Source organism: Micromonospora sp. NPDC053740 (assembly GCF_040677775.1).
GTDB lineage: Bacteria > Actinomycetota > Actinomycetes > Mycobacteriales > Micromonosporaceae > Micromonospora > Micromonospora alfalfae.
The window spans coordinates 189,984-215,778 of sequence record NZ_JBFASO010000008.1 but is presented as its reverse complement, the minus strand read 5'-3'; the positions used below and the strand labels follow the sequence as shown (position 1 = coordinate 215,778).

Below are 25,795 nucleotides of genomic sequence, written 5' to 3'. Positions count from 1 at the left end.
GCCAGCGGTCGGTGCCGTGTCGACCTTGGTCGACCGGTGGCTCTCGACTTTGGTAGCTGGTCGGGCCGACCATCGTCTGCCTAGCATGGCCTCGTGACCAGCATCGCCGTCCCGGAGCACCCCTGGCTGCTGCCAGGGGAGCTGGTGGTGCCGGCCGACAGTGGGCGTCCGCGCCCGCGCCGCACCACCCGCGACTGGATCGTGGACAGCCTCGCGTTCCTGGTCTCCGTGGTCTGGGTGCTGTTCGCCACCGCCGACGCCCTGTCGCCCGACCCGGCGATGGCCGCCCCGCTCCCGCACGACTGGATGACCGGCGCCGACGCGGTGATCGGGCTGGTCTGCTGCGGGCTGCTCTGGTTGCGCCGACGGTGGCCGCTCGGGCTGGTGGTGGCGACGACACCGCTGACCCTGTTCTCGATGGCCGCCGCCATCCCGCTGTTGATCTTCTACTTCACCGTGGTGGTGCACCGACGGACCGCCATCGCGATCGCGGTCACCGGTGCGGGTCTCGTCACCAACCTGGTCTTCAGTTGGACACGCCCGGATCCGAGCATGCCGTACTGGGCCACCGTGTCCTGGGGCGTGGTGCTCAGCTTCTCCGTGCTGGCCTGGGGGATGTTCGTCAGGGCCCGCCGGCAGTTGATCGTGTCGCTGCGCGAGCGGGCCGAGCGGGCCGAGGCGGAGCAGCAGCTGCGGGTCACCCAGGCCCGCCACCTCGAACGCACCCGGATCGCCCGGGAGATGCACGACGTGCTGGCTCACCGGATCTCCCTGCTCAGCCTGCACGCGGGTGCGCTGGAGTTCCGCCCGGACGCGCCGGCCGACGAGGTGGCCCGGGCCGCCGGGGTGATCCGGGGCAGCGCGCACGCCGCCCTCCAGGACCTGCGGGAGGTGATCGGGGTGCTCCGGGCCGAGGACGACGGTGGCGACGCCCCCGAGCCGCCGCAGCCCACCCTCGCCGACCTGCCGGCCCTGATCGCGGAATCACGGTCGGCCGGGGTGCGGGTCAACGTCAGCGACAGCGTCGCCAGCCCGGGGGAGGTGCCGGCGGCGCTGGGCCGGGCCGCGTACCGGATCGTGCAGGAGGGGCTGACCAACGCCCGTAAGCACGCTGCCGGCGCGGCCGTCAGGGTAGACGTGGCCGGCGGTCCGGGCGCCGGGCTGACAGTGGCGATCGGTAACCGGTGGCCGGTCGGGGCGCCGGCCGGCGGCACACTGCCGGGTGCCGGCACCGGCCTGGTCGGCATCAGCGAACGGGTCACACTGGCCGGCGGGCGGCTCGCCTACGGTCGTGACGACAGCGGTGACTTCCGGTTGGCCGCCTGGCTGCCGTGGCCGGCGTGACCGGGCCGCCGGACGCGGCCGGGCCGGCCGGCCCGGATGTGCCGCCGGTGCGCGTGCTGATCGTGGACGACGACGCGCTGGTCCGGGCGGGGCTCTCGATGATCCTCGGCGGTCTGCCGGACCTGACGGTGGTCGGCGAGGCGGCCGACGGTGGTGAGGTGCCGGCTGCCGTCGCCGCGTACGCCCCGGACGTGGTGCTGATGGACATCCGGATGCCCCGGGTCGACGGGCTGACCGCCACCGAGGCGCTGCGTGCCCAACCGCACCCGCCGGAGGTGCTGGTGCTGACCACCTTCGACGCGGACGAGCAGGTGCTGCGGGCGCTCCGGGCCGGGGCGGCCGGTTTCCTGCTCAAGGACACCCCGCCGGCGGAGATCGTGCACGCCGTACGCCGGGTCGCGGCGGGCGAGGCGACGCTCTCGCCGACGGTGACCCGGACGTTGATCGCCCACGTGACCGCCGCCGCTCCCGGCCCGGTCGGCCCGGATCCGCGCCGGGCACGGGCGCTGCGACAGCTCACCGGGCTCAGCGAGCGGGAGCGGCAGGTGGCGGTCGCGCTGGGGCGGGGGCACACCAACGCGGAGATTGCGGGGGAGTTGTTCATGAGCGTGGCGACGGTGAAGGCGTACGTCTCCCGGCTGCTGACCCGACTGGAGCTGAACAACCGGGTCCAGGTGGCGCTGCTCGTGCACGACGCCGGCCTGGTCTGACGAGCGGTCGCACCAGGCCAGATTGGCGGGCGCACCAACACGGACGAGGTTACACTCATTCTTGGTTGTTTCATCGTTGGTAGTGTCAGGAGTGACCGTGGACGGCTTTGTCGGGCGGGACCGTGAGCTCCACCTCCTGGGCGGCATGCTGTCCCGCGTGCAACAGGGTGGCCGTGCCGGTCGGCCCGGGCGAGCCCTTCTCATGCGAGGTCGCCGGCGGGTAGGAAAGTCCCGCCTGGTCGAGGAGTTCGTGGAGCGGGCCGGGGTGCCGTACCTCTTCTTCACCGCCTCCGCGCAGCCGACCGTCGCCGCTGAGCTCGCCCTCTTCGTTGAGGAGGCGGCCGCCTCGACGCTGCCGGGCGCTCAGATTCTGCGTGAACAGCAACCACAGACCTGGGACGCCGCGCTGACCCTGCTCGCGGCCGCGCTGCCGTCCGACCGGCCGAGCGTCGTCGTCCTAGACGAGATGCCGTACCTCATCGCGGGCGACCCGGGCTTCGAGGGAACGCTGCAGAAGGTCTTCGATCGCGAGTTGTCCCGACGGCCGGTTCTCCTGATCTGCGTCGGATCGGACCTGGCCATGATGGAAGCCCTCAACGATTACGGCCGGCCGTTCCACCAGCGCGCCACGGAGATGGTCATTCCGCCGCTGAGCCCGGCCGACGTCAGCGACATGCTCGGCCTGTCCGCCGCCGACGCCTTCGACGCCTACCTGGTCTCCGGCGGTCTGCCGCTGATCCTCGACGAGTGGCCGAACGGTGCATCCGTCCACGAGTATCTGGCCGACGCGGTACGGGATCCGACCTCTGCCCTGCTGGTGAGCGGTGAGCGGGCACTGGCGGCGGAGTTCCCGCCCCAGTCCCAGGCGGGTCTTGTGCTGCGGGCGATCGGCTCCGGTGAACGGACCTTCTCGCTGATCTCCCGCGCGGCAGGGGACCTTCCACAGGCGTCCCTCAACCGCGCCCTGCGCCTGCTGACCCAGAAGCGGGCAGTGGAGGTCGCCGTCCCGCTGTCGACCAAGCCGTCGCGGGAGACCCGGTACGCGGTGGCCGATCCGTATCTGCGCTTCTGGTTGTCGTTCCTGGGGCCGCACCTCCCCGAGATCGAGCGGGGCCGTGGCGACCTGACCCTGGACCGGATCGACCGGTCGTGGACGTCCTGGCGGGGACGGGCCATCGAACCTGTCGTCCGGGAGGCGCTGCGCCGGCTGCCCGGCGACCATCTCCCGGCCGAGGCGACGACCATCGGCGGCTACTGGACCCGGACCAACGACCCGGAGATCGACTTAGTCGGCGCCGACCGTGCGCCAGTCGCTCGAAGGATCAGCTTCGTCGGATCGGTCAAGTGGCAGGAGAGCCGACCCTTTGACGCGCATGACCTGGGCCGGCTGCTCCTGCATCGGTCTCTGCTTCCCGGCGCCGACGAGTCGGTACCGGTCGTTGCCGTGTCGCGCAGCGGCACCGCAGTGGACGGCGTTCGGGTGCTGTCGGCGGAGGATCTGCTTACCGCGTACCGGAATTGAACTTTCGTCCGGTGTCCGCCGTATCCATGGCCGAGGATGTCGGTGCGGTAGGTCCGCCGTACCGCTGCCGAACTGCGGGAGGCCTGCCGTGCGAGTTGGTGAGCAGTCGACGGATCCCATCGATCAGGTACTGGGTGAGGTGCCGATGCCGGCACCACTGACCCCCGAGGATGTCCGGCTCGCGGTCCGGGCGGTGGTCGTGCACACCGCCGAGGAGTGGCCCACCGGGCCGCTGTGCCGCAACGACGGCGCTTCCTACCCGTGCCGACTGCACCGCTGGGGGCGTCGGGTGTTGGAGACACACGGGCTCAACGAGCGGCAGATCGAGGCGTTGATCCGGCATGGCAATCCGTTCGTGCACGTGCCGTTTCCGTTCACGGCAACCGGGCCTTCGCGGCAACAGGCCGCGCGGGTCGTCCCCCAGGGGGTACGGCCCACCGCTGCTGGCCGGCCGGTGACTCCCCCCGTCACCGCGCCGCGCTGGCCCCGGGCGAGCTGAGCGCGCGCTACCCCTCCGCCCACCTGACCCGGGGCGACATGACGTCGGCCCGGCGCGAAGATTCCCCCTCCGCGTCGGGCCGACGTCGCTCTGAGCGGGTGGGCTCAGTTGCCGACCCCGCAGTCCGGGGCGGACCAGCTCGTCGTGTTCGAGCTGTTGTCGCTGTTGTTCTCCCGACGCGAGTCGACGTGCACGTGGTCGTCGTGGTCGGGGTAGCCCGGCCCGTAGATCCCACTGAAGCCGTTGTTACGGGCGCCGCGGGCGACCTGGCACAGCGAGGACGTCCGTGAGGTGACGTCTGCCGCGTTGCCGTACAGGTGCTGGCTGTCTGACGCGCCGCCGACCCGGTTGTTGCAGGCGCGACTGCGGAACCCGCTCGACACGTAGAGCGGTTTGTCGCCGAGGCTCTTGCGCAGCGCCTCCAGCTTCCACATGGTGCGCAGCGCGTTCTGCTTGGTCTGGTTCGCCGACAGCGGGCCGCCGCTCCACCCGCTTCCGCCGCAACCGTTGTCCAGCTCGCTGTAGGTGAAGTGCGCGGGTGTGCAGTCGCTGTCCTGGAGTTGGTACAGCTTGGCGAAGGTCTGTGGGCCGGCGATGCCGTCGGCGCGCAGTCCGTACGCCTGCTGGAACCGCTTGACCGCGGCGGCGGTCTTCGGCCCGTAGCGGCCGTCGTTCTCCACGATGTCCCGGTAGCCGGCCCATCCGGCGACCCGGATCTGCAACTGGCGGACGTCGTCGCCGGAGCGCCCCTGGCTCAGGGTGCGGTTCCAGGTGTAACAGCCGTCCGCGTACGCCGCCGGTGCGGCGATCACCGTGGCGATTGCGGCCCCGGGCAGTGCCAGGGCGAATGCGACGGCGACCCGCTTCAAGGTGTTTACGCGCACAGAAGTCCTCCCGATAGGAGAGCGAATGGGGTGGCTCCAGGACATCGACCGAGAAGTCCCGTGATTTCCACCCTCGCACTGATCGGTGCCGTTGGCGGTGGTTAACGAGAATTGTGCTCATAATCCGCTGTCCCTGGGTATTGCCTGGGAATTCGGCTGATTTGCGAAACAGCCATTCCTAACCGATCGCCCCTCCTACGGCGAATAACACCGAACGTCGCAATCTGCTACACGGAGGGCGATGTTCCCGGGGCGATGGTGGCCGGTAACGTCACCTCCGGGTCGGCGGACTGGCGGAGGTGCGCGTGGCACGCGGTGGCGTCTTCTGTGTCGAGGGTCAATGGCACCGTGACCTCAACGAGCGGGGCTCGGTGCTGCCCACGCTGGAGCTGCTGGAGCGGCTGGGCAAGATCCGCTTCATCCACAAGGACGCGGCCACCCGCGACGAGTTGTTCTACTTCCTGGACCGTTGGCTGCTCAAGCAGTACGCCGACCACCGGGTCGGCTTCTTCGCCATGCACGGTGAGCCGAGCCGGCTCTGCCTCACCGACTGGCAGTCGGTGGAGTTGAACGAGGTGGCCGAGCTGATGGCCGGCCGCGCGGAGGGGCGGCGACTCTATTTCGGCAGCTGCTCGGTGCTGCGCGCCTCGGACGCGGTGCTGCGCGAGTTCCTGGAGGTCACCGGCGCCGCTCTGATCTGCGGTTTCACCCGGGAAGTCGACTGGGTCGAATCGGCGGCCTTCGAAACCGTGCTCCTCGACGTGCTCGCCAACGGCCAGCGACACAACGCCGCCGAGCTGCGGATGGGCTCAGCCCACTGGGCGCCGCTCGCGTCGTACCTCGGCTTTCGGGTGATCTACGCCAACGGTCGGGCCTGGCGTCCGTCCGGCCGCCCCCGGGTGCCCACCCAGGCGGTGCACCGCGCCGCGGCCCGACCCCGCTGACCCGCCGCCGGCGCTGCGCCCGCACCCTGGTAGGAACGGGGAATGGCACCCAGCATCGCAAGGAACACCAGTGTCGACCGGGACGGCCTGCTCGACTTCCTCCGGCCGCGACACCGCGTCGTGCTGATGACCACCCGGGCCGACGGGCGACCGCAGTCCTCCCCGGTCTCCGCCGGGGTCGACGGGCAGGGGAGGCTGGTCGTCTCCACCTACCCGGAGCGGGCCAAGGTGAGTAACCTCCGCCGCGACCCCCGGGTGTCGGCCTGCGTGCTCAGCGACGACTGGAACGGCCCCTGGGTGCAGATCGACGGCACCGCCGAGGTGCTCGACCTGCCCGAGGCACTGGAGCCGCTGGTCGAGTACTTCCGCAGCATCTCCGGTGAGCACCCGGACTGGGACGACTACCGGGCGGCCATGGTGCGCCAGGGCAAGTCGCTGATCCGGGTCACCATCGACACCTGGGGTCCGATCGCCACCGGTGGCTTCCCGGCCCGCCTAGCCGACTGACCCTCGTTCGGTGGATCCACCCGCTGGTACGCATCGACTACGGTGAGCCAGGCAAGATCCACTGACCCGAACGGGGACCCATGAGCAACCTTTCTGCTCCTCGCCGGCTGCTCGCCTGGGCGGTGCCGGCCACCCTCGCGTTCGCCGTCGTCGCCCCGGCCCTGCCGGCCCAGGCCGCACCGGCCAACACCCCGAGCCCGGCCGCGGCCGGCCCGGTCGACAAGGACCTCAACGGCGACGGCGTACCGGACCTGGTGACCGTCGGCGGCCCCACGACGGGCCTCGACTCCGGAGTCTGGGCGGCGCGGGGCCGGGTCAACGCGACCACCGGCGTCGGCACTGGCCGCGTGAAGGTCCCGGCGGTGAACATCGGCGTGTATGGCAACGGGGTCTCCGGCAACGACGACCCGGCCGCGGATTTCGACGGCGCCCAGGTGATCACCGGCCGCTTCTTCGGCACCGCGAACCAGGACTTCCTGGCCTACTACCCGGGTGGCGTCAACGCCGGAGGCGGCAGCTTCATCGCGGGCGTCGGCGACGGGACGATGGTGAACCCGTACCGCGGCAGCGGACAGGTCACTCTCATCCGCGAATACTTCGTCGACGAGTACGACAACTCTCCGGTCCAACTCGTCAACGGGTACACGGCCGACGGCGCCGACAGCGGCATCGCGGATCTGCTGGGCATCGTCGGCGACTCGACGAACGGCTACCGCCTTACCTACTACCCGAACATCGGGGCGCCCAGCCTCTACTTCCCTCGTCTGCCGCTGAGCAACGCCACTCCGACCGGCGGCACCGACTGGCAGAACTGGACCCTGGCCAGCACCGAGCTGGCCTCGGGGGCGGCGCTGGTGCTGCGCAACGCCACCACCGGTGACCTCTACCTCTGGCAGGGCGTCACCATGACCGACAACGGCGACGGGACCGGCACGCTCTCCTACACGCAGTACCGGCTCGCCTCCGGCTGGAACGCCGGTGTCGCGATCAGCGGCCTCACCACCGCCGACCTGAACGCCGACGGCGTGGCCGACCTGTGGGCGGTGTTCCCGGACGGCAGTGTGCGCGCGTACCTGATCTCGAACCTCTCCGCCACCAAGCCGGCGAAGATCCGGGCGATCGAGGCGCAGCAGCTCCGCTGACCCGAGCTGTGGGGTCCGTCGGCCGCGGGCGACGGGCCCCACACCGCTCAGTCGGTCAGCGCGGCGTAGACCAGTTGGCGCAGCTGGGAGCGGAGCGGGTAGGTGCTGGACGGCATCAGCTGGGTGAACAGCAGCGCGGTGATCTCCTCGGCCGGGTCGACCCAGAACGCCGTGCTGGCCACCCCACCCCAGTAGTACTCGCCGACGCTGCTGGGCACCCGGCTGGGGATCGGGTCGTCGACCACCGCGAAGCCGAGGCCGAAGCCGATCCCGTCCAGGGTGGTCTCGGCGAAGCCACCGGTGGACAGGGTGCCCAGGTCCTGGCCGCCGGGCAGGTGGTTGCGGGTCATGAACCGCACCGTGCGCGGCCCCAGGAGCCGGACGCCGTCCAGCTCCCCGCCGCGCAGCAGCAACTGCGTGAACCGGTGGTAGTCGGCGGCGCTGGAGATCAGGCCACCACCGCCGGAGAGCAGCGCCGGCTTGCTGAACGCGAGCGACCCCAGGCTGTCGTAGCGGACGGCCCTGCCGCTGCGCGGATCCGGTACGTAGAGCGCGGCCAGCCGATCGGCCTCGTCGCCCTCCACCCACCAGCGGGTGTCGGTCATGCCCAGCGGGCCGAAGATCCGGTCGGCGAAGAACGCGTCGAGGCTCTGCCCGGAGACCACCTCGACGAGTCGGCCCAGCACGTCGGTGGCGACGGAGTAGCCCCACGCCGAGCCGGGCTGAAACAGTAGCGGCAGCTCGCCGAACGCCGCGCAGGCGCCGGCCAGGTCGACGTCCGCCGGCGGGTACAGGTCGTAACCGGCGGCCCGGTAGAGCCCGTCGACCACCGAAGTCTGCATGAAGCCGTACGTCAGGCCGGCCGTGTGGGTGAGCAGGTGCCAGACCCGGATCGGTTCGACCGCCGGGACTGTGTACGGCTTGAGCGCCGACCCCTTGGAATAGACCCGCAGGTCGGCGAACTCGGGCAGCCAGCGGCTGATCTCGTCGGTCAGCTCGAACCGGCCCTCCTCCCACAGCATCATCGCCGCGACCGAGGTGACCGGCTTTGTCATCGAGTAGATCCGCCACAGGGTGTCGGCCTCGACCGGTGCGCCCGACTCACGGTCGCGCAGCCCGTACGTCGAGGAGTGCGCCACCTCGCCGCGACGGGTGACCACCACCTGCCAGCCGGCCAGCCGGCCGTCGTCGACGTACCGGCCGAAGTGCTCGTCGATCCGCGACAGCCGCGCCCTGTCGAAACCGATCTGATCCGGGTCCTTGCTCCGAGCCACACTCACGCCGCCGAACGTACTCGCCGGTACACCGACGCCGGAAGGGGGCCGGCCCCGGCCTGCCGGCCGTCGGCTGTCGGCGGCGCCCACTAGCCTGGCCGGATGCCGGAGTTGACCGAGGACGTGACCTTCCGCAACGAGGACTGGTACGGCGAGGAGTTGACCGACCGGCACTTCGTGGGTTGTGAGTTCTTCGGTGTGGATCTGACCGAGGCGGTGAGCAGGGGCTCGGTCTTCACCGGGTGCACGTTCGGCAACGTGGCGTTCAACGCCTCCCGCCATGTCGACTCCGCCTTCACCCGTTGCGTGTTTCGGCGGTGCAACTTCTTCGAGGCCGAGTTCACCGGCTGCAAGCTGGTCGGCAGCACCTTCAGCGAGTGCGATCTGCGTCCGTTGACGGTGGACGGCGGTGACTGGTCCTTCGTCGCGTTGCCCGGCGCCGACCTGCGTGGCGTCCGGCTGACCGGGGTGCGCATGCGCGAGGTGGACCTCACCAGGGCCAATCTCACCGGTGCTACGGTCACCGGTGTCGATCTTTCCGGGGCGCAGCTGACCAATGTCCGGCTCGGCGGTGCCGACCTGCGGGGTAGCGACCTCACCGCGCTGGACCCGACGGTCGTCGAACGGGCCGGTGCCGTGATCGACGTCGAGCAGGCAGTGGTCGTCGCACAACTGCTCGGCTTCCGGATCGGCTGACCCGAAAGGGGCTCCTGGTCTGCCCAAGTGCCCGTCCGGGCGGCCGGGATGTCCGACAGCGTCCCATTGTGGGCTGGACACATCCGGCAGTCCGGATCTAGCGTGTCGTCCACGCCCGGGTAAACGTGAAACTGCCCACAGTGAATGGTGTGGTCCCCGGCGGTCCAAACTGGCCGGGCGGCGGAGTTGGAGGGGTCGGTGGCGGACGAAGACCGCACGCGGCGGGCTGGTTCGAGGGCTGGCAACGCGCCGCCGAGGCACCGTCCGCGTGCCATTACCGCTGGGAAGATCCGCAGTGTGTTGCGCCGTGCCCGACAGCGGCGGCGCTGGGCGGTGGAGGGAGCCGCCGTACTCGCCTGCCTGGTGGTGTTGATCTCGTACCTCGCCACCCGGTCCGGTCCGGCGCCCGACGACGAGCAGGCCGGTCCGGGCGGCGTGCCCGCCCGTTCCCCCGGTTTCCCGGCCGCCGACGTGCGCACCGGCGAGGCGGGGCCGGCGACGCCCGGCCTGCGTCCGCGCCAGCGCCCACCCTCGCCGGACCCGACGCCGTCGGCCAGCGCGCCCGCCCCGCCACCGCCGAAGCCCGGTTCGCCGGCGCTGACGGTGAGCCGGGGCGAGATGCCCGCCATCGTCGACCTCACTGCCGTGGGCGCCCGGGACTGGGTGCACTGGGGAGAGCGTGGCGGCAGGTCGACGAACCGCAAGCGGTCGGGCTCCGGTGAGATCATCGACGGGGGCGGCCCAGGCCGGCGGGTCGGTTGGGACGGCAACCAGGAGTACGTGCGCTGGGCTGACGGCACGCCGGAACGGTCGACGAACGGCAGCTCCAACGGCGTCTACGCCTGCGGCGCCGGGAACGGGTTCAGCCTTGCCGTCGCCGGCAGTGGTGAGCCGCGCACGGTCCAGCTCTACGGTGGCATCTGGATGGCGCGGGGGCGACTGGACGCGCGGCTGTCCACCGGCGGGCCCGCCAGCACCGCCCAACTGGAAGACCCGTACACCAGTCAGAGCGCCCAGTTCACCATCCGCTTCACAGCGCCGAAGGGTGCCCGGCTGCTGCTGAACTGGACCGTCGAGAAGGTCTTCACGTCGCACTGCGGGAACGTCGGCCTCCAGGCCGTGACGGTGCGTTGACTGACTGACTGATCGCTGCGCGTCGGACGGCGGGACAATTTGTCCGTCGCGGACTGTCGAATGGGTCGTAACTTTCTGCTGTCCCCATCCGACCATCCAGTGTGGAGGCAGCGGAGATGAGTAGCAGCACCGCCCACCGCGTCCGTCGTGCCGCTTCGTCCGGCACCGGTGAAGCGTCCGGGGAGGTTCTTCGCGACATCCCCCTGCCGCCGTACGTGACGGGCGAGGACACCCAGTTCGCCGTACGGGCGGTGGTGGTGCACGCCCCCCGCCGGTGGTCCGGGGGTGTGGTCTGCCGCAACGATGCCAGCCCGCACCCGTGCCGCCTGCACCGCTGGGGCACCCGGGTGCTGGCGCTGCGCGGGCTGCGGGCCGCTGAGATCGCCGCGCTCATCGAACGCGGTGACCCGACGGCGGTGGTCCCCCCACCGGACCGTCCGGCCTGAGCGCTCGCCGGGCCGGGAGGCGCGAACGCGCCTCCCGGCCGTCGCTCAGCAGGTGATCGGTTTCACCCAGGAGCACTCGACGCCCTCCGGGGTGCGCGGCGTCTCCGGCACCGTCGGCCGGGCCACCCGTGCCGTCGACGCACCACCCTCACGGAAACCGGCCAGCGCCACGGCGATCTGGTCCTCGAGCGACTTCACCGACGCCGTGAGGTAGTTGTTCAGCAGGATGGAGAACGCCAACAGTCGACCATCGGCGCTGGTGACGTAGCCGGAGAGCCCGGAGACACCGGTCAGGCTGCCGGTCTTGGCGTGCACGTTGCCCGCTGCCGGCGTGCCGGCCATCCGGCTGCGCAGGGTGCCGCCGACGAACCGCTCGGGCTGACCGGCGATCGGCAGTGCCGCGTACCAGGTCGCGAACCACGGTTCGGCGCGGACGGCGCTCAACAGGTCGACGAATTCCGCCGCCGGGATCAGGTTGCGCCTTGACAACCCTGAGCCGTCACGCTGGCGCAGTCTCCCGGTGTCCATTCCGGTGTCGGCGACATACTCGCTGATCGCTGTGAGACCGGCCGTCCAGGTGCCCGAACCGGAGAGCACCCGGCCGATCTCCTTCGTCAACACCTCGGCGTGCCCGTTGTTGGACAGCTTCAAGAATGGCGTCATCAACTCGCCCAGACTCATCGAGTCGTGACGCGCCATCGGCTGGGCCGTCTCCGGGGTGGGCTGGCCGAGCACCGTCCGGCCGAGCACCCGGACGCCGTGTCGGTGCAGCGCCGCCCGGAACACGTCCGCCGCGTAGCCGGTGGGTTCCCAGACGGTGACCCAGTCACTGGCGGGCTCGTCGCCGACGGCGATCTGACCGGTCACCACGACGGTGTTGCCGCCGTGCTCGCGCTCGATCGAGATCGAGGTCTCGCCGTCGCTGACCGTCTGGGCGCGGTTGTCGACGCGGACGTACCCGGTGGCGGGGATGGTGGTGACCACCGGCGGGGCGCCGGCCCGGTCGGCCGGTGCGGCGTGCACGATCACGGTGCCCGCGTCGTAGTCGGTGTCCGGGGCCACTGTCAGCGCGGAGACCTGGGCGGCGTAGTAGTAGGGCTCGTCGTCCCAGGTCCAGTCGGGGCCGAGCCGGGTGCGGTCGTAGCGGGTGTCGTCGGCGACCAGGTTTCCGGTGACCACCCGCACGCCGTCGGCGGCGACCTGCGCGGCGAGCGCGTCGTAGTCGGCGGCGAGCATTGTCGGATCGCCTCCGCCGTGCAGGTAGAGGTTGCCGGAGAGCAGGCCCGCACGGCGCTTGCCGCTGGCCCGGACGTCGGTGCTGAAGCGGTGGCCCGGGCCGAGCAGCTCAAGGGCGGCCGTCGAGGTCAGCAGCTTGGTGTTGGACGCGGGAACCAGCCGGCGGTCCCCGTTGCGGTCGTAGAGCGTCTGTCCCGTGCTGGTGTCGACCACGACCACCGACGCCTGCGCGCCGGCCAGCCGGGTGTCGGCGAGGATCGTGTCGATGGTGGCACGCAGGTGGGTCGTCGCGGGGGTGGGCGACTCGGCCGTGGCGCCGGGCGCGGCGGCGGTGGCCGCGGTCGCGACCAGCGCGAGCAGCGCGAGGGCCCGGGGAAAGTGACGACGATGCATCCGCTGATGCTGTCACGGAGATATTCGCCGGAGAAGGGTCTCAGGCGAAAGATATTGCCGTCTGGGCTACTTCGGCCCGCCGACCGTCTTCTCGTGCCCACCCCAGTAGTGCCGCTGCGCCCCCATCACCAGTGGCGCGACCAGCGCGGCGAGCGCCCCACCGAGCAGCGGGAAGACGATGAACACCCAGAGCTGCCGTAGCGCCACACCACCCTCGAAGACCGCCGGACCGAACGCGCGGGCCGGATTGACCGCCGCGCCGGTCAGCGTCACGCCCACCAGTTGGGTCACGGCCAGGGCCAACCCGATGGCCAGCCCGGCGGTGCCCGGATTCTCGCTCCGACTCGTCACCACCAGCACTACCAGCACGAAGAGGAAGGTCAGCACGACCTCCAGCACCGCCGCGCCGCCCCGGTTGATGTGCGCGCCGTAACCGTTGGTGCCCAGGGCCCCGGTCTGGTCCGCCACGTCACCCCAGCGGGTGAGCGCCCAGAGTACGAAGCCCGCGACCGTCGCGCCGACGAACTGCGCGATCCAGTACGCCACCGCCCCGAGCACCGAGATCTTGCCGGAGAGCAGCACACCGAGGGTCACCGCTGGGTTGACGTGGCTGCCGGAGAGTGGGCCGATCGTGTAGACGAGGGCCACCATCACGAACCCGAAGGCCAGTGCCACCACGACCACACCGCCCTGGACCCGTGCGGCGACCGCGCTGCCCACCCCGAAGAACACCAGCAACAGGGTGCCGAGGAACTCGCCCGCATACCGACGGAAGTCGCTCATCAACTCAGCGTAGGCGCAGGTCAGGTGGTCGAAGCCGGAATAGCTGTCTGTGATCGGCGTGACGGTCGAGGACGGGCACAGCGGCGACATCCGGCGCGTTGTAGCCCACGTGGACACCCACTCCGCGGACGTCGTGGTGATCGGTGCCGGGCAGGCCGGCCTGAGCGCCGGCTATCACCTGCACCGCACCGGCTTCGCGCCCGACAGCGGCTTCGTCATCCTCGACGCCGACAACGGGCCCGGCGGCGCCTGGCAGCACCGCTGGCCGACGCTGGTCTTCGACCGCGTGCACGGCTTCCATGACCTGCCCGGGCTGCCGCTCCCGCCCACCGAGCCACAACGCCCGGCTTCCGAGCAGGTCAGCGCCTACTTCGCCGCGTACGAGAGAGCCTTCGACCTGCCGGTGCGGCGGCCGGTGCGGGTCCGAGGGGTTCACTCCCGCCCGGACGGACGACTCGACGTGCGCACCGACCGGGGCACCTGGACCGCCCGGGCCCTGATCAACGCCACCGGCACCTGGACGCGACCGTTCTGGCCGCACTACCCGGGCCGGTCGACGTTCCGCGGACGCCAGTTGCACACCGCCGACTACCGAGGGCCGGCCGAGTTCGCCGGCCTGCGCGTGGTGGTGGTCGGTGGCGGCACCTCGGCCGTGCAACTGCTCGGCGAGGTCTCCACCGTCGCGGCGGCCACCACCTGGGTGACCCGCCGGCCGCCGACGTTCAACGAGGAGGAGTTCGGCCCGGAACTGGGTCGGGCCGCCGTGGCCCGGGTGGAGCAGGCGGTCCGCTCCGGCCGGCCGCCGGGCAGCGTGGTGGGCGTGACCGGGCTTCCGGTCACCCCGGAGGTACGCCACCTGCGCGAGCGCGGCGTCCTCGACCGGCTACCCATGTTCGACCGGATCACGCCCGACGGGGTGGCCTGGACGGACGGGAGGAACGTGTCGGCGGACGTGATCCTCTGGTGCACCGGCTTCCGGGCGGCCATCGACCATCTCGCCCCGCTGGGGCTGCGCGCGCCGGGTGGCGGTATCACGATGGACGGCACCCGAGTGGTCGCCGACGCTCGGATTCACCTGGTCGGGTACGGCCCCTCGGCCAGCACGATCGGGGCCAACCGGGCCGGCCGCGCGGCGGTCAACGAGATTCGCGCCTGGCTGGCGCCGGCCGCCGCTCTCCACTGACCTGGCTCTATTTGACGGATGGCCGGCCAGCGGGCACGGTGGGAGTGACGGGGCCGTCAGCTGCCCCGATTCGATGCGACGGCGATGATCGTTCGCCCCTCTGTCGCCTCCCACGTGTGCTCGTAGGCGGGCCGAGTGTCCGGTCCGCGCGGTATCCGACAGCGAGCCGACAATCCACGAGGAGTTCCACAAATGCTCACCATGACCGATAACGCCGTGCTCGTCATCCGTGACCTCGCCAACCAACAGGACGTCGCCCAGGACGGCGGTGTGCGTATCGCCGCCGACACCGATGCGGGATCGCTCACCGTCGAGCTGGTGCCCGAGCCGGTGCAGGGCGATCGGGTGGTCGACAACCAGGGCGCGCGGATCTTCCTGGACGAGGACGCCGCCGAGCTGCTCGGCGACGCGTCGGTGGACGCCACTGTCGACGACGAGGGCATCATCCAGTTCGGCTTCACCGAGAAGCAGTAGATCCGGCTTTCAGCGTGGCGATCGTCCCCGCTGCGGTGGCGGCCCCTGCCCAGGGTGCCACCGTGGTGCGCCGTCGCCTGCTGGATGCAACAGCGTGCCGAGCACGTGGGCCAGGTGGTGCGAGGTGCTCCACGCCGCCCAGTTGGCGGTCGAGCCGGCCCCGGCGCCACGGCGGGCCCGGCGCAGCAGCTCATGGTCACCCCAGGAGAAGGCCGCACCGGTGATCGGCCAGTGCGGTGCCGACACCAGCGTGCGGCACAGGTCGGCGAACCTGTCGTCGCCCCGGCCGCCGCGTCGCGCCCAGCGGTAGACCCACCAGCTGCCGTCGTCGGTGTAGCGCACCGTCGGCAACCGGTCGCCACTGTCACCGGCGCCCGGCCCAGCCGGGTGGACACCGTAGTCGCCGTAGTCGACCCCGGTGTCGGCCAGTCGCCGCCACAGTTGCCAGTCCCAGCGGTCCAGTTGGACCGGCTCGTCGGTGGGCAACCGGGACAGCGTCGGAGGCATACCGCCCGCCGCCACAGTCACCGACCGCCAGGCGTGTCGGCGTGCCCAGTCCAGCAGGTGGCGTACCCGGGGCTCGGCGGTCCGCACGTCGGCCGGGCAGCAGACGTCCCCCGCGTCCACCAGCAGGTCGCACTCCTCCGGGGCGAGGCCGGTGAACCGCCAGATCCGTTCCACGGCGGTGGTGCTCGCGTCCGGCCCGGCCCGGTCCTGGCCGGCCCGCAGTCGGATGAGCGCGCGCCGGCCGTACGCCCGCGCCGCCGCGCCGTGCGCGACCAGCCGGTGGTCGCTCTCGGAGAGCCCGATCACCGGCACCACCGGCACGCCCCAACGGGTCAGCTCCGCCTCGGGGATGTCGGGCAGTGCGCTGACGTCGATGGCGGGCAGCAGCCCGGACGGCAGCCGGCGAATGGCGTCCATCGTGGACCGACCGATCGCGCCGATCTCCAGGACCGGGGCGACCAGTGCGGCATGGGCGGGATCGAGGTGGCTCAGGGCTTCAAGCTCGCCCCGTCGGTTGGCGAGGATGGGGCGGTAGACCGGTGCCGCCGCCCGGCCCCCGTGGGCGGGCACCATAATTCAATCTAGCCAGGCATACGCCCGTGCCCCAGGAATGTAAGCCGGAATTCGGCTGCCCGACTGTCGGTTCGGCGACTACCATCCACCGATGCCCACGTCGATTCACCGTTACCAGTCCGACGAAGAGGACAGCGCACGGTGGACCGGTTTCCCGTTCCGCGACGGCGACATCGTGATCAGCACCCGGTCCAAGAGCGGCACCACCTGGATGCAGATGATCTGTGCGCTGCTGGTGCTTCGTAGCGCGGAGTTGCCGACGCCGCTGACAGTGCTGTCGCCGTGGCTCGACTGGTTGGGTGAGCCGCAGGCTACTGTGTACGACCGGCTGGCCGCCCAGCCACATCGGCGGTTCATCAAGACGCACACCCCGCTGGACGGGGTGCCGTTGGACCCTCGGGCGCACTACGTGGTGGTGGCCCGGCACCCGCTGGACATGGCGGTCTCCCTCTACCACCAGAGCGCCAACCTGGACCGGGCACGCATCGCCGAGCTGACCGGCCAACCCGCCCCGACCGGGCCACCCAGAGAGCGGCCACCGGTGCGGGAGTGGTTGCTGAGCTGGGTCAACCGGGAGGTGGACCCCTGCGCCGAGCTGGATTCGCTGCCCGGGGTGCTGATGCACCTCAGTGACGCGTGGGTCCGCCGACACGAGCCGAACGTCGAGCTGGTGCACTACGACGACCTGCTGGCCGATCTGGGCGGCGAGATGCGCCGGCTGGCCGACACGTGGAAACTTCCGAGTCCGGGGCCGGAGTTGGTCGAGGCGGCCACCTTCGGTCGGATGCGGGAGCGCGCCGACAGGCTCGCACCGGACACGCTCGGCGTGCTGCGTGACCGGCAGGCGTTCTTTCGCCGGGGAGGCTCGGGCCAGGGGCGTGACCTGCTGGACGAGGCCGGCCTCGCCCGCTACCGGCAACGGGTCGCCGCGCTGGCCCCACCCGATCTGGTCAGCTGGCTGCACCGCTAGGCCCTCCGGCGGACAAGAGCGCGCGGCGCCGCTCCGTGATCGGAACGTCGCCGCGCTCTGGCCGTCTCCCACCACCGCAGCCGTTCGGCGGTACGTCGGCGGGGACCTGGCTCGACCGGCCGTTCGCGCCGGTCCGCTCCTCGATCCCCGGTCCGTGTGGATCCAAACCCTCCCAGCGTGGGGAATTCCACCATTTGTGAGTCCCGGCGTGGGGTGCCGCCGGACGGGGTATGAGCGTGGACATGGAGCATTTCACTATCGCGACCGTCGCCGAGAAGAGCCCGGATTTCCGGCGGGTGCTGTGGACCGGTGAGCACACCCAGCTGGTCATCATGACCATCCCCGCCGATGGGGAGATCGGCGAGGAGGTGCACGAGGACATCGACCAGATCCTCACCTTCGTGAGCGGTGTCGGCGAGGCGCGGGTCGCCGGCGCGAAGCGGAAGGTCGTCGCGGGCGACCTGGTGGTGGTGCCGGCGGGCACCAAGCACAACTTCGTCAACACCGGTCCCAACCCGCTGGTGCTGTACACGGTCTACGGGCCGCCGGAGCACGCCGACAAGGCAGTGCACAAGACCAAGGAAGAGGCCGACGCGGCCGAGGCGGCGGGCGAGGACGAGCCACCGACCGAGTGATCCGTCCGGCCTGATCCGGGCCGATGCGGGTACCCCCGGCGGGTGGAGCAGCAGCAGCCGATCTCCGACTACGGGTTCCTCTCGGACTCTCGTTCGGGTGCCCTGGTCGGCAAGGACGGCTCGATCGACTGGTGGTGCCCGCACCGGTTCGACGGGTCGTCAGTGTTCGCGCGGTTGCTCGACCCGGGAGCTGGCCACTTCCGGCTGGCGCCGGTAGGGGTCGGCGGCCCGGGTCACCGGGTGGAGCGCGCGTACCTGCCGGACTCGTTGGTGCTGCGGACGGTGCACCACACCCCACACGGCAGCGTGGCGGTCACCGACGCGCTGGCCGCCGAGGTCGGCGCCCGCGCGCACGAGCTGGGCAAGAATTCACCCGCCGTGCTGATCCGAGTGGTCGAAGGGCTCTCCGGGCGGGTACGGATGGCGTTGGACTTCGCGCCCCGCCCGGAGTACGGCCTGCTCACGCCGTACCTGCACGAGCAGCCCGACGGTGGGGTGCTGGCCGGTGCCGGCCCGGTGGTGCTGATGTTGCGCGCCGGGGGTCTGCACCTGCGGGCGGGCAGGGACCGGGTGACCCACGAGTTCGAGGTCTCCGCCGGTCAGGTGATCGGGATGGACCTCGCGTTCGGCGAGGCGTACGGCGACCCGCCGGCAAAGGTGGACCCGTTGACCACCCTCGCCGAGACGACGCAGGCGTGGCAGGCGTTCCGGGAGACGCACGGATACTCCGGCCGTTACCCCGAACTCGTCACTCACAGCTCCACGGTGCTGACCGGCCTCACGTACGCCCGCAGTGGCGCGGTCGCCGCGGCGCTGACCTCCTCACTGCCGGAGCAGATCGGCGGCGACCGGAACTACGACTACCGCTACTCCTGGCTGCGGGACTTCTCGTTGACGATGCGGGCGCTGTGGGTGGCGGCCTGCCCCGACGAGACGTCCCGGCTGTTCGCCTGGGCGACCCGCTCGATCGGCCGGTTCGGCGACGAGCCGGTGCCGGTGCTGTTCGGGCTGGAGGGCGAGCGCGACCTCTCCGAGCACCACTGCAACCACCTGCGCGGCTACCGCGACAGTCGGCCCGTGCGGGTCGGCAACGACGCCTGGCGGCAGCGGCAGCTCGACGTGCCGGGTGAGGTGATGTCGGCGGTGTGGCGGCTGCGCGACTACCTCGGCGCGACGTTCGAGGACGAGTTGCGGGAGATGGTGCTCGGGCTGACCGAGCAGGTGGCCGCGACGTGGCGTCTGCCGGACCGGGGCATCTGGGAGACCCGCGACGAGGAGCGCCACTACGTTTCGTCGAAGGTGGCCTGCTGGCTCGCCATGGACCGGGCGGTGGGGCTCGCCGACCGGCTCGGTGACCGGGCCGACCCGCATCGCTGGGCCACTGTCCGCGACGAGATCCGCGACGCAGTGCTGCGCGAGGGGTGGAACGAGCGGATCGGGGCCTTCACCGGCGCGTTCGGATCGGCGGAGTTGGACGCCTCGGTGCTCGCCCTGCCGGTCACCCACTTTCTGCCGGCCACCGACCCGCGGATGCGCTCGACGATCGAGATGGTCGAGCGCGAGCTGGGCACCGAGGACGGGCTGCTGCGGCGCTGGACGACCGACCCGGCCGGCTTTCTGCTGTGCTCGTTCTGGCTGGTGGAGTGCCTGGTGATGACCGGCGAACAGCAGCGCGCCGAGGCGCTCTTCGAGCGGGTCGTCGGGCACGCCAACGACGTGGGCCTGTTCAGCGAGCAGATCGACCTGTCCACCGGGATGCAGCTCGGCAACATGCCGCAGGCGCTCTCGCACATCGGGCTGATCAACGCGGCCTGGCGGATCACCCGGCCGGACAGCTACTGATCGGTGGGCGTGCCGCCCCGGTCGGAATCCTGCAACAGACCTGCAAGCGCCAGGCATTGACGCTGGTGCTTGGGCGGTCCTAGCCTCGAAGGAGCTGGAAAGCCCTTTCCCCAGGGCTTCGATCCCGCTTCACCCCGCTTCGGATCCGGGCGTCCGGCGGGGGCGCACACCGATCCCGTTCAGCGCAGCACGCCGTGCCGACACGTCTCGCCACGGCCGCCGAGGGATCACCACCACATGCGTCAAGGAGGACACCTGTGCAGAAAAGACGCTTCACCGGCCGCCGACCACTACTACTGGCCGTGGGCGCCGGGGTGACAGCGGCGGCCCTCGCCGCCGGCATGACCTCGGCCTTCGCGGCCACCGTCTTCAGCGACGACTTCACCGACGGCGACACCTCCGGCTGGTCCAAGTCCGGCGGCACCTGGGCCGTCGACGGCTCGGGCGTGCTCAACCAGTCCAACGCCGGCAGCGAGCTGGCCCGCCAGTTCGCCGGCCAGACCAGCTGGACCAACTACTCAGTGCAGGCCCGGGTCAGGCCGACGAACTTCGGCTCGTCCAGCGCCCTGGTCGGGCTCGCCGCCCGCTCCACCAGCAGCACCAAGATGTACCGGCTGGCCCTGCTCGGCTCCGGCCGGGCCGAGCTGCAGGCGGTCAACGGAAGCTCCGTCACGGCGATCGGTTCCGCCGCGCTGGGCATCGGCACCGGCACCTGGTACAACCTGCGCATCGAGACCAGCGGCAGCACCATCCGCGGCTTCGTCAACGGCACCCAGATCGCGTCCGGCAGCAACAGCCTCGCCGGTGCGGGCCGGATCGGCCTGGTCACCGCGTACGCCAGCGGCGGCTTCGACGACGTGCTCGTCGACTCGTCCGGCGGCGGCACCCCGACCACTCCGCCACCGACGACCACTCCGCCACCCACCACTCCGCCACCCACCACTCCGCCACCCACCACGCCGCCGCCGGCTGGCTGGCCGACGCCCACCGGCAGCCAGAAGGTGGACGCCACGATCCCGGTCTCCGGCTCCTTCGACGGTGGGCTCAAGCGCTACTACGGCATCGGTGACGGCGGGCAGAGTGAGAGCCAGGACCCGATGTTCGAGCTGGCCGCCGGCGCCACCCTGCGCAACGTGATCATCGGCGCCCCGGCCGGCGACGGCGTGCACTGCGAGGGCAACTGCACCCTGATCAACGTCTGGTGGGAGGACGTCGGCGAGGACGCGGCGACCTTCCGCGGCGGCACCACGTACACCGTCGACGGCGGTGGGGCCCGCTCCGCCAGCGACAAGGTCTTCCAGCACAACGGCTCGGGCACCGTCTACATCAAGAACTTCCGGGTGGAGAACGCCGGCAAGCTCTACCGCGCCTGCGGCAACTGCTCCACGTCGTACCAGCGGCACGTGGTGATCGACAACGTCATCGTCCGGAACACCGACGCGATCGCCGGCATCAACACCAACTGGGGCGACACCGCCCGGTTCAGCCGGATCACCATCGTCGGCGACCCGGACCGCGAGGCCTCGATCTGCGTGAAGTACAAGGGCGTGCCGAAGGGCAGCGAGCCGACCGAGATCGGCGAGGGCGCCGACGGCGTCAACTGCCTCTACTCGCCCTCCGACATCACCTACCAGTAGACCGGCACGACGGCGCCCCGCGGACCGCAGGGTCCGCGGGGCGCCGTCACCTCACCCCATCAGGGGTACGCCGGAGACGTCGACAGTGTCCGGATACTTCAGCCCGGCGCCGGTGTTGAGCACCACCACCCGTTCGCCGGCTCGGATCCACCCGCCCGCGCGCAGTTGCCGGGCCGCCGTGAGGCAGGCCGCCCCCTCCGGGCACAGCAGCAGCCCCTCCCGGGCGGCGAAGTCCCGCAGATCGGCAAGGATGTCCGCGTCGTCGACGGCGACCGCGGTGCCGGAGGACTCCCGCAGCGCCGCGAGGATCAACTCGTCGCCCAGCGGGGCCGGCACCGTGATGCCGAACGCCACAGTGTGCGCGTCCGCCCACGGCTGCGCCCGATCCTCGCCGGCGGCGAAGGCCCGCACGATTGGCGCGCAACCGGTGGACTGCACCGCCACCAGCCGGGGCAGCTTGTCGCCGATCCAGCCCAGCTCACGCAGCTCGTGCAGCGCCTTGTGGATGCCGATCAGGCCGACCCCGCCGCCGGTCGGATAGATGATCACGTCCGGCGTCTGCCAGCCGAGCTGCTCGACGATCTCGTACCCCATCGTCTTCTTGCCCTCCAACCGGTAGGGCTCGCGCAGCGTGCCGGCGTCGAAGATCGCCCCGTTCGACTCCGCGATCAGCTCGGCCACCCGCCGACCGGCGTCCCCGATCAGCCCGTCGATCAGGCGCAGGTCGGCACCGGCGGCGACGCACTCGCGCCGGCAGATGCTCGGCGCCTCCAGCGGCATGACGATGGTCGCGCGCATTCCGGCCCGCGCGGCGTACGTGGCCCAGGCCGACCCGGCGTTGCCGTTCGTCGGCATCGCGATCCGCTCGACGCCCAGCTCGCGGGCCCGGCTCACCCCGACCGCCGCGCCCCGGGCCTTGAACGAGCCGGTCGGGATCAGCCCCTCGTCCTTGACCATCAGGTCCGCGATGCCGATCTCGGTGCCGTACGCCGGAGCCCGCAACAGCGGCGTCCAGCCCTCACCCAGCGTGGTGACGTGCCGAGGGTCGGCGACCGGCAGAAGCTCCCGGTAGCGCCACAGGTCGGCAGGGCGCAGCGGAAAGCGTTCCGGGGTGACCACCTTCGCCACGGCCGGCAGGTCGTAGCGGGCCAGCAGCGGCGATCCGCACTCGCAGAGATTGTGTAACCGGTCGGCGGCGTACTCCCTGCCGCAGCGCGGGCAGTCCAGGTGAGTCAGGTACACGTCGCTCCTCGCCGTCACACCGCGTCGATGCTCAGCCAGTGCCGGCTGCGCCGCCCCGGCTGGTAGACCGAGTCCAGTCGTTTGGCGACCACGCCCGGCAGGCCCTGTTCCCGCCCGGCACGCAGGGCCTCGTCGCCCGCGCCCGGGAACCACGGCGGAGTCTGCCAGTGCGTACCGGACAAGACCAGCCCATCGAGCAGCTCCCGGCGTTGCGCGTACGGCACGTCGACGCTGCTCACGCCCTCCAACCAGAGCAGGTCGACGATCAGGTACTAGGCGCCGGTGGGGACCCGGCTGCCGCTGGCCGGCCGAACCGGGCGGACCCGCCCGGCACCGTCGATGCGGACCAGCACACCGTCGAGCACCGCCTCGGTGGGCGCGAGCGCCTCGGCCATCGCCCGCAGCCACGGGTAGCCGCCGGTGATCTCCTCGTCGGTCTCGGAGAGCAGCCGCAGTCGCCCACCGGAGACGTACGCCATCGCCCGGACACCGTCCCAGCGCAGCTCGTACCCCCAGGCGGCGCGGTCGCGGGGGAGCCCGGCCGCGGGCGTGGTGTGCATCGGCCGGACCAGCTCCGGCATCGGCGTCCAGCCCGGCGGCGCGGGGTCGGTGCGGCGGACCATCCAGTCCCGTCCCCCGGTGGCGAAGAGGACGTAGCGGCCGGCGGTCCGCTCACCGGAGAGCGTCACGATCACCTCGTCGTCGCGCCACTTCTCGCAGCGGTAGGTGCCCCGGTCGTGAATCAGCATCCGGCCGCCGCCGTACTCACCGGCCGGGATCTCACCGGCGAAGTCGAGATACTCCATCGGGTGGTCCTCGGTGTGCACGGCGAGGTGGTTGCGACCCGGATCGCGGGGCAGGCCGCGGGGTACCGCCCAGGACGCGAGCACCCCCTCGTGCTCCAGGCGCAGGTCCCAGTGCAGGCTGCGGGCGTGGTGCTGCTGGATGACGAAGCGGGCGGCGTCGGAGCCGGCCGGCGACGGGCTCTCCGACGGCACCGGCTCGGGTGTGCGGGCCGCGTCCCGCCGTCGCCGGTACTCGTCCAGCCGGTCGGTCACACCCGCATTGTCCGGCAGACCGGACCGGTGCGCTGGACGTCGGAGTGTCCGGTTCGCTCGGCGGCCGGGGGCGCGGCGGGGTAGAACGGACCTCATGGACCTCACCGACCAGCCCACCGCCCTGCTCCCCGGTGACGTGCGGATGCCCCTGCTCGGCTTCGGCACCTGGCAGGCCACCGGCCAGGCCGGTTACGACGCCGTGCTGGCTGCGCTCGACACCGGCTACCGGCACCTCGACACCGCCACCGTGTACGGCAACGAGCGGGAGGTCGGCCGGGCGGTACGGGAGAGCGGGCTGCGTCGGGAGGACCTCTTCATCACCACCAAGCTCCCGCCGGACCGGGTGGGCCGGGAGCGCGCGACGCTGGAGGCCAGCCTGGAGGCGCTCGGCGTCGAATACGTGGACCTCTGGCTGATCCACTGGCCGCCGTCGTCGCCGGGGGACAGCATCCCGCTCTGGCGCGAGCTGCTCGCCGCCCGCGACGAGAACCTGGCCCGGGCGGTCGGGGTGAGCAACTACAGCACCGCGGAGATCGACGAGTTGATCCAGTCCACCGAGGAGAACCCGGCCGTCAACCAGATCCGGTGGAGCCCGTCGCTGTACGACCGGCAGCGGCACACCGAGCACCGGGACCGGGGCGTGGTGCTGGAGGGGTACAGCCCGTTCAAGACCAGCGACCTCAGTGACCCGGTGCTGACCAGGATCGCCGGCGCGCACGGCGTCTCCCCGGCGCAGGTGGTGCTGCGGTGGCACATCGACCACGAGATCGTGGTGATCCCGAAGTCGGTGACCCCCGAGCGGATCACCGCGAACTTCGACGTCTTCCACTTCTCGCTGACGGCGGAGGAGATGCGCGACATCGACGCGCTCGGCGAGGTCTGAATCGGCGAATTCCTTCAGCGCGGGGCCCAGCAATGAAGGGTATCGACATCGACGTACGTGACGGTATAGCGTCCCGTCATCACGTTCGTCGATCCGTTCGTACCCGCCGTCGCTGGAGGATCGCCATGGCCCGAACCCCGTCCATCCGTCTGCCCCGCCGTGGGGTGCTCGGCATCCCCGCCCTGGTGGTCGCCGCGCTGACAGTCGTCACCCGACCCGCCGCCGCGAGCGCCGCGCCGAAGGCCGAGTGCCTCGCCGACCTGCTTCAGGACGCCTGATGGCGACGATTCCCTGGCTGGTGGACGTGCTGCGCGCAGCCGGGGTCCAGGTGGTGGTCGAGGGCGACTGGCTCAACCGGATGCGGCCCGGCTCGTTCGACCCCATCGGAGTGCTCTGGCACCACACCGCCTCGACCTCCAGCGCCAGCAACCCGCACCCGGCGCTCGGCATCTGCATCAACGGCCGGTCCGACCTGCCGGGCCCGCTGTGCCAGGCGCTCGTCGACTACAACGGTGTCTTCCACGTCATCTCCGCCGGCCGGTGCAACCACGCCGGAGTCAGCGGCGGCAGCGGACCGATCCCGGCCGGGGACGGCAACACCCTGATGATCGGGTGGGAGATCGACTACAACGGCGTCAACCAGGAAATGACCGCCGCGCAGTACAACGCGTCGCTCGCCGCCACCGCCGCCGTGCTCACCCGGCTCGGCCGGGACAGCAGCTACGCCCGAGGCCACCGGGAGACCAGCACCACCGGCAAGATCGACCCATCCTTCATCGACCTGAACGTCATGCGCGCCGACGTGGCGGCGAGAATGGCCGGCGGTGGCACGGCGTGGTCCTCCACAGTCGACAACACCACCAGCGGTCGATTCACCGCCAGCGCCAACTGGGGCGTGTCGTCGTACTCCAGTCAGCGCTACGGCGCCGACTACCGCTACGCGGACCCGGTCGCCGCCAGCGACGTCGCGTGGTACCGGTTCAACGTCCCGGCCACCGCCAACTACCGGGTCGAGGCATGGTGGCCCGCGAACGCGGGTTACAACAGCGCCGCCCCGTACATCGTCGCCACCGGCGCCGGCAACCAGACCGTCCGGGTCGACCAACGGGCCACCGGCGGGCAGTGGCGGGTCCTCGGCACGTTCACGCTGCCGGCGGGCGACGCCAACCGGGTCGGCGTGAGCCGGTGGAGCAACACCACCGGCCTGGTCATCGCCGACGCCGTACGCCTCACCCGGGTCTGACCACGACCACCCGCGCCTGATCGACTCGACTTCC

General features: G+C 71.3%; 25 protein-coding genes and 1 pseudogene. 19 read left to right on the top strand and 7 right to left on the bottom strand.

Going from position 1 to position 25,795, the window contains the following annotated elements:
• Positions 1 to 93: 93 nt before the first annotated feature.
• From AB0K35_RS21965 to AB0K35_RS21950, 4 genes are all read left to right on the top strand, one after another.
• Positions 94 to 1,344 carry a histidine kinase gene (locus AB0K35_RS21965; protein WP_363887173.1) on the top strand — a complete coding sequence of 417 codons (1,251 nt, stop codon included), beginning with the start codon at positions 94 to 96 and terminating at the stop codon, positions 1,342 to 1,344.
• Positions 1,332 to 2,054, top strand: coding sequence for a response regulator transcription factor (locus tag AB0K35_RS21960; protein ID WP_308193377.1), 723 nt, complete (start codon positions 1,332 to 1,334; stop codon positions 2,052 to 2,054). Before AB0K35_RS21965 ends, AB0K35_RS21960 begins: the two co-directional genes overlap by 13 nt.
• A gap of 202 nt (positions 2,055 to 2,256) precedes the next feature.
• Positions 2,257 to 3,576, top strand: coding sequence for a DUF234 domain-containing protein (locus AB0K35_RS21955; RefSeq protein WP_363887171.1), 1,320 nt, complete (start codon positions 2,257 to 2,259; stop codon positions 3,574 to 3,576).
• Between the two features lie 88 nt (positions 3,577 to 3,664).
• Positions 3,665 to 4,075: a hypothetical protein gene (locus AB0K35_RS21950; RefSeq protein WP_112582266.1), complete on the top strand. Its 411-nt coding sequence runs from the start codon at positions 3,665 to 3,667 to the stop codon at positions 4,073 to 4,075.
• A gap of 104 nt (positions 4,076 to 4,179) precedes the next feature.
• Here the strand turns inward: AB0K35_RS21950 and AB0K35_RS21945 are convergent, their stop codons facing one another.
• Positions 4,180 to 4,959 (bottom strand): D-Ala-D-Ala carboxypeptidase family metallohydrolase, encoded by a 780-nt coding sequence (locus AB0K35_RS21945; protein WP_238666501.1) that lies wholly within the window; start codon positions 4,957 to 4,959, stop codon positions 4,180 to 4,182.
• Positions 4,960 to 5,264: 305 nt separating this feature from the next.
• Between AB0K35_RS21945 and AB0K35_RS21940 the strand changes: the two genes are divergently transcribed.
• The 3 genes from AB0K35_RS21940 (at position 5,265) to AB0K35_RS21930 (ending at position 7,552) form a co-directional block, all read left to right on the top strand.
• A complete protein-coding gene (locus tag AB0K35_RS21940; protein ID WP_091393643.1) occupies positions 5,265 to 5,903 on the top strand; it encodes a DUF6642 family protein in 639 nt (212 codons plus the stop codon).
• 42 nt (positions 5,904 to 5,945) lie between these two features.
• Entirely contained in the window at positions 5,946 to 6,410 is a 465-nt protein-coding gene (locus AB0K35_RS21935) for a PPOX class F420-dependent oxidoreductase (RefSeq protein WP_238666500.1), read from the top strand.
• 80 nt (positions 6,411 to 6,490) lie between these two features.
• Positions 6,491 to 7,552, top strand: coding sequence for a hypothetical protein (locus AB0K35_RS21930; protein ID WP_238666499.1), 1,062 nt, complete (start codon positions 6,491 to 6,493; stop codon positions 7,550 to 7,552).
• A gap of 47 nt (positions 7,553 to 7,599) precedes the next feature.
• Here AB0K35_RS21930 and AB0K35_RS21925 read toward each other — a convergent pair whose 3' ends face one another.
• Entirely contained in the window at positions 7,600 to 8,832 is a 1,233-nt protein-coding gene (locus AB0K35_RS21925) for a serine hydrolase domain-containing protein (protein ID WP_238666498.1), read from the bottom strand.
• 96 nt (positions 8,833 to 8,928) lie between these two features.
• Between AB0K35_RS21925 and AB0K35_RS21920 the strand changes: the two genes are divergently transcribed.
• The 3 genes from AB0K35_RS21920 to AB0K35_RS21910 all read left to right on the top strand — a co-directional run bounded on the left by AB0K35_RS21920 (position 8,929) and on the right by AB0K35_RS21910 (position 11,102).
• Positions 8,929 to 9,522, top strand: a complete 594-nt coding sequence (locus AB0K35_RS21920; protein WP_238666497.1) for a pentapeptide repeat-containing protein — start codon at positions 8,929 to 8,931, stop codon at positions 9,520 to 9,522.
• A gap of 297 nt (positions 9,523 to 9,819) precedes the next feature.
• Positions 9,820 to 10,656, top strand: coding sequence for a hypothetical protein (locus AB0K35_RS21915; RefSeq protein WP_363887167.1), 837 nt, complete (start codon positions 9,820 to 9,822; stop codon positions 10,654 to 10,656).
• Between the two features lie 116 nt (positions 10,657 to 10,772).
• Complete coding sequence (locus tag AB0K35_RS21910) at positions 10,773 to 11,102, top strand: hypothetical protein (RefSeq protein WP_030331319.1); 330 nt, start codon at positions 10,773 to 10,775, stop codon at positions 11,100 to 11,102.
• A gap of 45 nt (positions 11,103 to 11,147) precedes the next feature.
• On the opposite strand, the gene dacB is transcribed toward AB0K35_RS21910, so the two are convergent.
• On the bottom strand, positions 11,148 to 12,731 hold the full coding sequence (gene dacB, locus AB0K35_RS21905; RefSeq protein WP_363887164.1) for a D-alanyl-D-alanine carboxypeptidase/D-alanyl-D-alanine-endopeptidase: 1,584 nt from the start codon (positions 12,729 to 12,731) through the stop codon (positions 11,148 to 11,150).
• 66 nt (positions 12,732 to 12,797) lie between these two features.
• Positions 12,798 to 13,514, bottom strand: a complete 717-nt coding sequence (locus AB0K35_RS21900) for an aquaporin (RefSeq protein ID WP_091393624.1) — start codon at positions 13,512 to 13,514, stop codon at positions 12,798 to 12,800.
• A gap of 58 nt (positions 13,515 to 13,572) precedes the next feature.
• Between AB0K35_RS21900 and AB0K35_RS21895 the strand changes: the two genes are divergently transcribed.
• Complete coding sequence (locus tag AB0K35_RS21895) at positions 13,573 to 14,697, top strand: NAD(P)-binding domain-containing protein (RefSeq protein ID WP_363887161.1); 1,125 nt, start codon at positions 13,573 to 13,575, stop codon at positions 14,695 to 14,697.
• Positions 14,698 to 14,889: 192 nt separating this feature from the next.
• Positions 14,890 to 15,171 (top strand): adhesin, encoded by a 282-nt coding sequence (locus AB0K35_RS21890; protein ID WP_238666493.1) that lies wholly within the window; start codon positions 14,890 to 14,892, stop codon positions 15,169 to 15,171.
• Between the two features lie 9 nt (positions 15,172 to 15,180).
• On the opposite strand, the gene AB0K35_RS21885 is transcribed toward AB0K35_RS21890, so the two are convergent.
• A complete protein-coding gene (locus AB0K35_RS21885; protein ID WP_238666492.1) occupies positions 15,181 to 16,251 on the bottom strand; it encodes a beta family protein in 1,071 nt (356 codons plus the stop codon).
• Positions 16,252 to 16,342: 91 nt separating this feature from the next.
• On the opposite strand from AB0K35_RS21885, the gene AB0K35_RS21880 reads away from it, so the two are divergent.
• From AB0K35_RS21880 to AB0K35_RS21865, 4 genes are all read left to right on the top strand, one after another.
• Positions 16,343 to 17,221 carry a sulfotransferase domain-containing protein gene (locus tag AB0K35_RS21880; RefSeq protein ID WP_363887158.1) on the top strand — a complete coding sequence of 293 codons (879 nt, stop codon included), beginning with the start codon at positions 16,343 to 16,345 and terminating at the stop codon, positions 17,219 to 17,221.
• A gap of 242 nt (positions 17,222 to 17,463) precedes the next feature.
• Entirely contained in the window at positions 17,464 to 17,856 is a 393-nt protein-coding gene (locus AB0K35_RS21875; protein WP_091397116.1) for a cupin domain-containing protein, read from the top strand.
• A 42-nt stretch (positions 17,857 to 17,898) separates the two neighbouring features.
• Entirely contained in the window at positions 17,899 to 19,698 is a 1,800-nt protein-coding gene (locus AB0K35_RS21870) for a glycoside hydrolase family 15 protein (protein ID WP_238666490.1), read from the top strand.
• Between the two features lie 257 nt (positions 19,699 to 19,955).
• Positions 19,956 to 21,335 carry a pectate lyase gene (locus AB0K35_RS21865; protein ID WP_363887155.1) on the top strand — a complete coding sequence of 460 codons (1,380 nt, stop codon included), beginning with the start codon at positions 19,956 to 19,958 and terminating at the stop codon, positions 21,333 to 21,335.
• A 51-nt stretch (positions 21,336 to 21,386) separates the two neighbouring features.
• Here the strand turns inward: AB0K35_RS21865 and AB0K35_RS21860 are convergent, their stop codons facing one another.
• Together AB0K35_RS21860 and AB0K35_RS21855 are read right to left on the bottom strand one after the other, a co-directional pair.
• On the bottom strand, positions 21,387 to 22,577 hold the full coding sequence (locus AB0K35_RS21860) for a threonine synthase (protein ID WP_238666488.1): 1,191 nt from the start codon (positions 22,575 to 22,577) through the stop codon (positions 21,387 to 21,389).
• Between the two features lie 14 nt (positions 22,578 to 22,591).
• Positions 22,592 to 23,635: pseudogene (locus tag AB0K35_RS21855) on the bottom strand (DNA polymerase ligase N-terminal domain-containing protein).
• A gap of 94 nt (positions 23,636 to 23,729) precedes the next feature.
• Here AB0K35_RS21855 and AB0K35_RS21850 point away from each other — a divergent pair.
• The 3 genes from AB0K35_RS21850 to AB0K35_RS21840 all read left to right on the top strand — a co-directional run bounded on the left by AB0K35_RS21850 (position 23,730) and on the right by AB0K35_RS21840 (position 25,761).
• Positions 23,730 to 24,518 (top strand): aldo/keto reductase, encoded by a 789-nt coding sequence (locus AB0K35_RS21850; RefSeq protein WP_357363917.1) that lies wholly within the window; start codon positions 23,730 to 23,732, stop codon positions 24,516 to 24,518.
• Positions 24,519 to 24,643: 125 nt separating this feature from the next.
• Positions 24,644 to 24,796 carry a hypothetical protein gene (locus AB0K35_RS21845; RefSeq protein ID WP_238666485.1) on the top strand — a complete coding sequence of 51 codons (153 nt, stop codon included), beginning with the start codon at positions 24,644 to 24,646 and terminating at the stop codon, positions 24,794 to 24,796.
• Positions 24,796 to 25,761 carry an N-acetylmuramoyl-L-alanine amidase gene (locus AB0K35_RS21840; RefSeq protein WP_357363919.1) on the top strand — a complete coding sequence of 322 codons (966 nt, stop codon included), beginning with the start codon at positions 24,796 to 24,798 and terminating at the stop codon, positions 25,759 to 25,761. The genes AB0K35_RS21845 and AB0K35_RS21840 overlap by 1 nt, the downstream gene beginning before the upstream one ends.
• Positions 25,762 to 25,795 lie beyond the last annotated feature (34 nt).

Excerpts from the sequence above, each read along its gene's own strand:
- AB0K35_RS21900 (WP_091393624.1), bottom strand. The coding sequence starts at position 13,514 with ATGAGCGACTTCCGTCGGTATGCGGGCGAGTTCCTCGGCACCCTGTTG.
- AB0K35_RS21880 (WP_363887158.1), top strand. The coding sequence starts at position 16,343 with ATGCCCACGTCGATTCACCGTTACCAGTCCGACGAAGAGGACAGCGCA.
- AB0K35_RS21875 (WP_091397116.1), top strand. The coding sequence starts at position 17,464 with ATGGAGCATTTCACTATCGCGACCGTCGCCGAGAAGAGCCCGGATTTC.
- AB0K35_RS21910 (WP_030331319.1), top strand. The coding sequence starts at position 10,773 with ATGAGTAGCAGCACCGCCCACCGCGTCCGTCGTGCCGCTTCGTCCGGC.
- AB0K35_RS21850 (WP_357363917.1), top strand. The coding sequence starts at position 23,730 with ATGGACCTCACCGACCAGCCCACCGCCCTGCTCCCCGGTGACGTGCGG.
- dacB (WP_363887164.1), bottom strand. The coding sequence starts at position 12,731 with ATGCATCGTCGTCACTTTCCCCGGGCCCTCGCGCTGCTCGCGCTGGTC.
- AB0K35_RS21930 (WP_238666499.1), top strand. The coding sequence starts at position 6,491 with ATGAGCAACCTTTCTGCTCCTCGCCGGCTGCTCGCCTGGGCGGTGCCG.
- AB0K35_RS21890 (WP_238666493.1), top strand. The coding sequence starts at position 14,890 with ATGCTCACCATGACCGATAACGCCGTGCTCGTCATCCGTGACCTCGCC.
- AB0K35_RS21840 (WP_357363919.1), top strand. The coding sequence starts at position 24,796 with ATGGCGACGATTCCCTGGCTGGTGGACGTGCTGCGCGCAGCCGGGGTC.
- AB0K35_RS21845 (WP_238666485.1), top strand. The coding sequence starts at position 24,644 with ATGGCCCGAACCCCGTCCATCCGTCTGCCCCGCCGTGGGGTGCTCGGC.
- AB0K35_RS21920 (WP_238666497.1), top strand. The coding sequence starts at position 8,929 with ATGCCGGAGTTGACCGAGGACGTGACCTTCCGCAACGAGGACTGGTAC.
- AB0K35_RS21955 (WP_363887171.1), top strand. The coding sequence starts at position 2,257 with ATGCGAGGTCGCCGGCGGGTAGGAAAGTCCCGCCTGGTCGAGGAGTTC.
- AB0K35_RS21885 (WP_238666492.1), bottom strand. The coding sequence starts at position 16,251 with ATGGTGCCCGCCCACGGGGGCCGGGCGGCGGCACCGGTCTACCGCCCC.
- AB0K35_RS21935 (WP_238666500.1), top strand. The coding sequence starts at position 5,946 with ATGGCACCCAGCATCGCAAGGAACACCAGTGTCGACCGGGACGGCCTG.